Here is a 7,241-nt window from a genome sequence, read left to right as displayed (position 1 = left end):
GATCTCCGGCAGCACGGTGTAGTTGGCGAAGGTGGAGCAGCCCATGTAGTGATGGATCTTGTCCTTGCCGATCGAAAAGCGCGAGGTGCCGTCCGGCATCAGCCCCTGGCCCTGGGTCGAACGGATCGCCGTGCACAGGTTGGTCTTGCGCGACAGGCACGACGGGCAGGCGCGGCATTCGGGCGTATAGAGCGGGATGACGTGGTCGCCCTTCTTGACCGAGGTCACACCCTGGCCGACATCGACGACGACGCCGGCGCCCTCATGGCCGAGGATCGCCGGGAACAGACCTTCGGGGTCGGCGCCCGACAGCGTGAAATCGTCGGTGTGGCAGATGCCGGTCGCCTTGACCTCGATCAGCACCTCGCCGGCCCGCGGGCCTTCGAGCTGAACGGTCATCACTTCCAGCGGCTTGCCGGCCTGAACGGCAACGGCGGCGCGTACATCCATGGGCATTTCTCTTTCCTTTCAAAGTTTCCGGCCGTTTCAGGCGGTAGGCCTATCGGGGCAGGTAGCGCGTAAGACGGGCTTCCAGGAGCCGTACGAGCGTGATCAGCGCCAGATTGATCAGCAGATAGAGCACACCGGCGATGGCGAATATTTCGAGGATTGCATAGGTCTGGCTCATCAGCCGCTTTGCATGGCCGGTGATTTCCAGGACGGTGATGGTGGAAGCGAGGCTCGTTCCCTTGACGACGAGCACAAGCTCGTTGCCGTAGGCCGGCAGCGCTTGCCTGATGGCAAGGGGAAACGTGATCCGGCGAAAGCACAGGAGCCGCGACATGCCGCAGGCCTGAGCAGCTTCGACGAGCCCTCCCGGAATGGACATGAGGCCGCCGCGCAGGATTTCCGACGTATAGGCCGCCGTGTTGAGTGCCAGCGCCATGACCGCGCAATGGGCGCCATCGCCGACGATCCACCAGAGTATGGGGTTGTCCCGCACGAAGGAAAGCTGGCCGAGGCCATAATAGAAGAGAAAGAGCTGGACCAGCAGCGGCGTGCCGCGGAAGACGGTGCTGTAGCCTTTGGCAAAACCGCTCAGAGCCGTGTTTTTCGACAGGCGCATGACCGCGAGCGCCAGACCGAGATTGAAGCCGATGGCGATCGAGGCAACCGTCAGGACGGCGGTGAGCCACAGTCCCTTGGCGAGGGTCGGAACTGCGAGGCGAACGAGTTCGAAGTCCATGGCCTATTTCCTCGTACGGGAACGCAAAAGGCGTTCGATCCAGTCGAATCCACCCTGGCTGACCAGCGTGATCGTGAGGTAGACGACAGCGGCGATGAGATAAAAGATGAAGGGATGGCGGGTCGAACCCGCCCCGACGAAGGCGGCGCGCATCAGTTCCTGCAAGCCGACCACGGAGACAAGCGCGGTGTCCTTGATCGTGGTCTGCCAGACATTGTTCATGCCGGGCACCGCGATCCGCAGCATCTGCGGGGCGATAATGCGGCGGAAGATGCGCCTGCCTGGAATCCCAAGCGCCCGCGCCGCCTCGATATGTCCGCCCGGAATGGCAGCCAGAGCCCCTCGCACGACCTCGGTCGAATAGGCGCCCGATATGGCTGCGATCGCAACGACTGCGATGGTGAAGGCGTAGCCGTTGCCAGCCAGTCCCTCGTAGCCAAACGCCGCGGCGATCCGGGCGACGAATTCCACAGAGGAAAAAAAGAGGAGGTAGATGATCAGAAGTTCCGGCACGCCGCGCACGATCGACGTGTAGACATCCACGATAAGCGTCAGCGGGAAAAGTCGTGCCCACTTGATCAGGCCGCAGGCGACGCCGATGACGATGCCGAAGGCCATGCTCGCGACCCCGAGGGCGATGGTGATCGCCGCGCCGCGCAGGATTGCGGTGATCCAGCCGCCTTCCCATACCTGCCATAATCCAAGTTCCATCGAACCAGCCCAAACCTGTCTATTGTCCTGTCGGATGCTGCGTCCCCCGGAAGAAGAGGCCGGCCTGACGGCCTTTCCTCACCCGGGAGACGTCGTGTTGGTATTACTGGCAGGGACGGGAGATGTCCGTCTTGAACCAGGTCTGGCTCGCCTTGCCGATCGAGCCGTCAGCGACCAGTTCGCAGAGCGCCTTGTCGATGCGGGCCTTCAACTCGGTATTCTCCTGCGAAATGCCGACGCCGATGCCTTCGCCAAGCGTCGGATCGAAAGTGCTAAGCACCTTCACATCGACGAACTGGAAGTCCTTGCCATCCGGGCGCGCCAGGAAATCCTGAAGGGCGGAGGCATCGGCGAAGGCGGCCTCGACACGGCCGCTGGCGAGATCGATCTGCATCTGATCGAGCGTGTCGTAGGTCTTCAGGGCGGCGGAGGAGGCGCGCTTTTCGACGAAATGGGCATGGGTCGTGCCGGCCTGGACGCCGACCGTGCGGCCGTCGAGTGATTTCAGCAGCGTCTCGATGTCCTTGATGCCGACAAGATCGGAATCCTTCTTCACCACGAACATGTTTGCGAGCTCCGCATAGCCGACCGAGAAGTTGATCTGCTTCTTGCGTTCAGCCGTGATCGACATGCCGGAAATGATGATGTCGAAACGTTTGGCTTTGAGCGCCGGAATGAGGCCGTCGAAGGCCTGCACGACGAAATGGCACTTCATCTCCAGCTTGGCGCAGAGCAGGTTCCCGACATCGGCGTCGAAACCCGTCACGTTACCGGCGGAGTCTGCCATGCTCCATGGCGGATACTCGCCCTCCGTCCCGATCGACAATTCGCCCTCAGCGGCCTGGGCCGCGGTGAGGCCGGCGGCGAAGAACGTGGCGAGCAACAGACTTTTCAGCTTCATGTTTTGGTTCCCCATGTTGAGCATTCTTGTTGGCTCTCGTCCGGAGAGATCCCCGGACGGGTGATGGCGGCGGGATGTCAGAGCGTACGGGCCAGGAACTGGCGCATGCGTTCGGAGCGCGGGTTGGTGAAGACATCCGCCGGGGCACCCTCCTCCTCCACCTTTCCCTGGTGGAGGAAGAGGATCTTGTGCGAGACCTCGCGCGCGAACTGCATTTCGTGCGTCACGAGGATCATCGTATTTCCGTCTTCGGCCAGTTGCCGGATCACGCGCAGCACCTCGCCGACAAGTTCGGGATCTAGCGCGGAGGTCGGCTCGTCGAGGAGGATGAGCTTGGGGCGCATGGCGAGCGTTCGGGCGATGGCGGCGCGCTGCTGCTGGCCGCCCGACAGCTGGCCGGGATACTGGGCGTGCTTGTCGGAGAGGCCGACTTTCTTCAGGAGCGCATGGGCATGGTCGACAGCCGCCCGCCGCTCCTCCTTCAGGACATGCAGCGGCGCCTCGATGATGTTTTCGAGAACCGTCATGTGCGGCCAGAGATTGAAGTTCTGGAACACCATGCCGACGCGCGAGCGGATGCGCTCGACCTGCCGCATGTCGGCCGGCGCGGCGCTGCCGTCCGGCGTTTTCTTCAGGCGGATTTCTTCGCCATCGATAACGATGCGCCCGTCGTTCGGCTGTTCGAGCAGATTGATGCAGCGCAGGAAGGTGCTCTTTCCCGAACCGGAGGAACCGATCATCGAGACGACCTCGCCAGGTTGCGCGGAGATGCTGACGCCGTTGAGCACGGGGAGGGGGCCGAAGCGCTTGTGGATGTCGTGCACCTCGATCGCCGGCTTTTCGTCAAGTCTTGGACCGGCAGCCTCCGGATGCGCGACGACGGTAACGGCCGCTGCGGCAGGAACGGATTTTTCGACACCCGCGCCGCCGACGGCTTTGAGGTCGGCAAAGGCGCGGTCGAAGTGGCGAAGCGAGGCCGCCAGACAGGTGCGCTGCCAGTCCGTGTCCTCGGGAATGAAGGCGGCGCGCAAGGTCTTCTTGATCCTGCCGCCGAGCGGCGTATCGATCTTGCCGAACAGGTGAAGCCAGTTGTCCGCCTGGACCGCATCCGAGACGGTGGCACCGTCGAGGGTTCCGCATTCGACCACCAACGGCAGGACGCGCGCCTTCGGCAGCGCGTCTCGCACCGCGGCCGAGACATAGCCGGTGGCCGTTGCGGCGATGCCGGTATCTGTCGTCGCATTCTCGCCGGTGACGACGACCGAAAGCGCGGGGCCGAAGATGCGCCGCCCCCAATCCAAACCGTCGTGCTCGCTCTTGGCGACGGAGAGGAGAGCAGGATAACCGTAGGGGCCTGCGCCCGTGTGCAGGTCGAAGACGACGACCTCAGTCGCCTGTTGCGCGAATGTCGACAGGATCTCGATGAGGATGCGGTTGGACCAGACTGGACCGTCGCCGCCATAGAAGAGGCCGTCCGGAAAGTCGTACTGGCCGGCCTCCACGATGGGGGCGATGCCGGAATAGCCGCCGAGCCGCCGCTTCGCGGCGTCGTAGGCCTCAGCGGTCGCATCGCGCTCCGGGCCTTCCCAGGCGCGACAGACGAGCGCGCCGTGCAGCGCGGCATACCGTTCGTTCTTCGGCGGGCCCTTCTGCCAGTCGATGAAATTGCGGTTGAGGTCGACGTTGTCTTCGTTCACCCGGCGCGTCCAGGCCGTTCCCCAGGGGTTGATGAGGTGGATCGCCAGAACGGCGGTATCGTCGGGAAGCTGCCAGGGGGAATTCTGCGAAAACCAGGCGGTCTGGCAGGCCGAGCCGAAGGGGCCTTCGACGCCATGCGTGCCGGAAATCAGCATCACGAGCTTTTCGGCATCGTTGCGGCCGAGATAGGCGACGTCCGTCGCCAGACGCTCGCCGTTCGGTCCGTGCAGCGGATGCAGGTATTCGACCAGGCTGGCCCCAGCGGTGCGCGCGGCGGCGAGAAACCGGGCGCGCAGGGCGGAAAAGTCACCGGCGAAAAGACCGGATGGCGTTGAAGGGGACATGCGAGGGGGCTCCCGGTTTGCTTTGTGCAGACGTGCGTTTGCGCTCATTGTTCGTTCCCGTGGGGTCGTGGTCCGACCCCTTGTTCCGTGTTGGATTGGAGAGGACGTCGCAGGCGTCTCCTCATCCCTCACGCTCGGCGAGGGCGCGAAGCGCGTCGAGAAAGCGGTCGTTTTCCGAGGGGGTGCCGATCGTTACGCGAATGAAGGTCTCGTAACCCTCCTCTTTCCACGGTTTGACGATGATCCCTTTCGACAGAAAGTGATCCAGTGCCGCCTGGCTGTCCCAGCCCACGTCGATGAACAGGAAGTTCGTCTGCGATCGGGCCGCCGAAAGCCCCATGGCGGCAACGGCCTCGGCCACACGTGCCCGCTCGCGTTTCAATGCGGCAACCGAAGAGCGCATCCATGCCTCGTCCTCCAGCGCTGCGACGGCGGCGACCTGCGCGGCGGCATTGACGTTGAAGGGCGTCTTGGCGGCGGTCACGGCGCGCGCCAGCCGCGCATCGGACATCACGGCGTAGCCGACGCGCAGGCCTGCAAGGCCATAGGCCTTGGAAAAGGTTCGCAGCACCACCCAGGACAGGTCCGTGGCCGAGAGCGCGGCAAGGCCGTCGGGCATGTCTTCGTCCGTGAACTCGAAATAGGCCTCGTCCAGAACGAGAAGCGTCTGCGGCGTGACCGCCGCGACAATGCGCTCGAGGCTCTCGCGGTCGAGCGCCGGACCAACCGGATTAGAGGGGGAGGAGAGGAAGAAAATCGCCGGCGCCCGGGCGAGCATGGCGACGATCGCCGGTATGTCGAAGTCCAGATCTGTCCGCATGGCGACCTTCTCGACCCTGGCGCCATTGGCCAGCGCCTCGATCTCGTGCAGCCCGAAGCCGGGACAGACCGTCGCCGCGAGGGCACCGGGACGCAGCACGGCGCGACAGACCGCGGCGATCATCTCCTCCGAGCCGTTACCGGCCACGATGCGTTCAGCGGGGACGCCGAGCTTATGGCTGAGCGCCGCCCGCAGCACCGTACAGGCCGGGTCGGAATAGCGCGACGGATTGAGGTTGGCGAGCGCCGCGGCGACATCCGGCGAACAGCCATCCGGGTTTTCATTGCTGGCAAGGGCCGCGATGTCCTGCCGACCGCTGTGTTTTTGTGCGGCGGTGATGTTCATGCCGGCATTGTACGGCGGCAGGCCGGCCACATGCGGATTGAGCGGGATTTCGGTATGAAACGGTTTCGTCACGGATCCTCCTTCGGGGATTGGACACCCTGGTTCAGGCCGCAGCCTCTTGTTCTGAGCGGTCAGAGATCGAGCACGATCGAGGATTTCGGCCTGGTGCAACACAACAGCACCCGGTCGTCCGGCATCGCGTCGAGCGGCTCCTCGAAATAATCGACCTCGCCTGAGACGAGACCCTGTTCGCAGGTCCCACAAACCCCCGCCCGGCAGGAGAATTCGGGCTCGATGCCCTGTGCCTCCAGGAAGGCAAGGATGGATTCGCTCGTCCCATCCCAGGCAAGGCTGCGCCCCGACTTCTGGAGAACGATGCGGGGGCCATCCCCTTCGGTGGTGGGCTCGGCGGCGCGCGGCGCTGCGGGTCGCGCTGCCGTCTGCCCGGCCTCCGACAACAGGCTTGCCGGCCCGAAGAATTCGTAGGCGATGCGTTCCTTCCGCACTCCGAGGCCGGTCAGAATGCCGTAGAGGGCCTGCATGAACGGTGGCGGCCCGCACATGTAGATGTCGTAGTCGTCGAGCGGCAGAAGGCTCTGGAGCGTGGTGCGCGTCAGGAAGCCCGTCGAGTGGCACCGGGCAACCTCGAGATCGCCGCTCTCGGCGAAACGGTAGCAGAAGTGTACGGCGATGCCGGGCCGCAGGGCGGCGAGATGCTCGACTTCCTCTCGCAACGCATGGACGGCCGCGCTGTCGCAGGCATGGATGAACCAGACGGGGCGGTCGCTTGCCCTTGCCAGCGCATCCAGCATCGAGACTGTCGGCGTCAGCCCGACGCCGCCGGAAAGAAGCACGACAGGCCTCGAACTCGCGCCGTCGAGCTTGAAGGCGCCGCGCGGCGGGTCGATCTCGATGACGGCACCCGGCTCGATCTCGTCATGCAGCCAGCAGGAGCTCAGGCCTTCCGGAACATCCTGCGATGGTGCGGCTTCACGCTTCACGGTGATCCGATACGTGCCTTCCTCGCGCGGGGACGAGGAGACCGTGTAGTTGCGCAGGACATGGCCACCCTTGCGGTCGGGAACGCGCATCGTGAGGAACTGTCCCGCCTCGAACGGCCGCCAGTGCTGGCGTTCGAGAGGGGCAAGGCGGAAAGAGGTGATGGTGGCGCTTTCGCGCACCTTCGAGACGACTTCGAAGGGGCGGAAGCGCGAGGCCGCGGCATCGAGCATCCGA

General features: G+C 64.4%; 7 protein-coding genes. All 7 read right to left on the bottom strand.

Annotated elements, in window-relative coordinates; translation table 11 throughout:
- A partial coding sequence (locus BC360_RS15515; protein WP_153045835.1) for an alcohol dehydrogenase catalytic domain-containing protein occupies nucleotides 1–450 on the bottom strand: 450 nt, incomplete at its 3' end.
- Nucleotides 451–499: 49 nt separating this feature from the next.
- Entirely contained in the window at nucleotides 500–1,186 is a 687-nt protein-coding gene (locus tag BC360_RS15510) for an ABC transporter permease (RefSeq protein WP_065785894.1), read from the bottom strand.
- A 3-nt stretch (nucleotides 1,187–1,189) separates the two neighbouring features.
- Nucleotides 1,190–1,897 (bottom strand): ABC transporter permease, encoded by a 708-nt coding sequence (locus tag BC360_RS15505; protein ID WP_065795813.1) that lies wholly within the window; start codon nucleotides 1,895–1,897, stop codon nucleotides 1,190–1,192.
- Between the two features lie 103 nt (nucleotides 1,898–2,000).
- On the bottom strand, nucleotides 2,001–2,798 hold the full coding sequence (locus BC360_RS15500; protein ID WP_065795821.1) for a transporter substrate-binding domain-containing protein: 798 nt from the start codon (nucleotides 2,796–2,798) through the stop codon (nucleotides 2,001–2,003).
- A 77-nt stretch (nucleotides 2,799–2,875) separates the two neighbouring features.
- Complete coding sequence (locus BC360_RS32965; protein ID WP_083222574.1) at nucleotides 2,876–4,840, bottom strand: DUF2817 domain-containing protein; 1,965 nt, start codon at nucleotides 4,838–4,840, stop codon at nucleotides 2,876–2,878.
- A 121-nt stretch (nucleotides 4,841–4,961) separates the two neighbouring features.
- Nucleotides 4,962–6,077 (bottom strand): histidinol-phosphate transaminase, encoded by a 1,116-nt coding sequence (gene hisC / locus BC360_RS15490; RefSeq protein ID WP_065795812.1) that lies wholly within the window; start codon nucleotides 6,075–6,077, stop codon nucleotides 4,962–4,964.
- Nucleotides 6,078–6,136: 59 nt separating this feature from the next.
- A complete protein-coding gene (locus tag BC360_RS15485; protein WP_065795811.1) occupies nucleotides 6,137–7,237 on the bottom strand; it encodes an FAD-binding oxidoreductase in 1,101 nt (366 codons plus the stop codon).
- Nucleotides 7,238–7,241: the final 4 nt, after the last annotated feature.

Origin of the sequence: Ensifer sp. LC163 (assembly GCF_001695855.1) — a bacterium.
In the GTDB taxonomy this organism is placed as follows: Bacteria; Pseudomonadota; Alphaproteobacteria; order Rhizobiales; family Rhizobiaceae; genus Ensifer.
The sequence above is the reverse complement of the archived record's forward strand: the minus strand, read 5'-3'. Positions and strand labels throughout refer to the sequence as shown.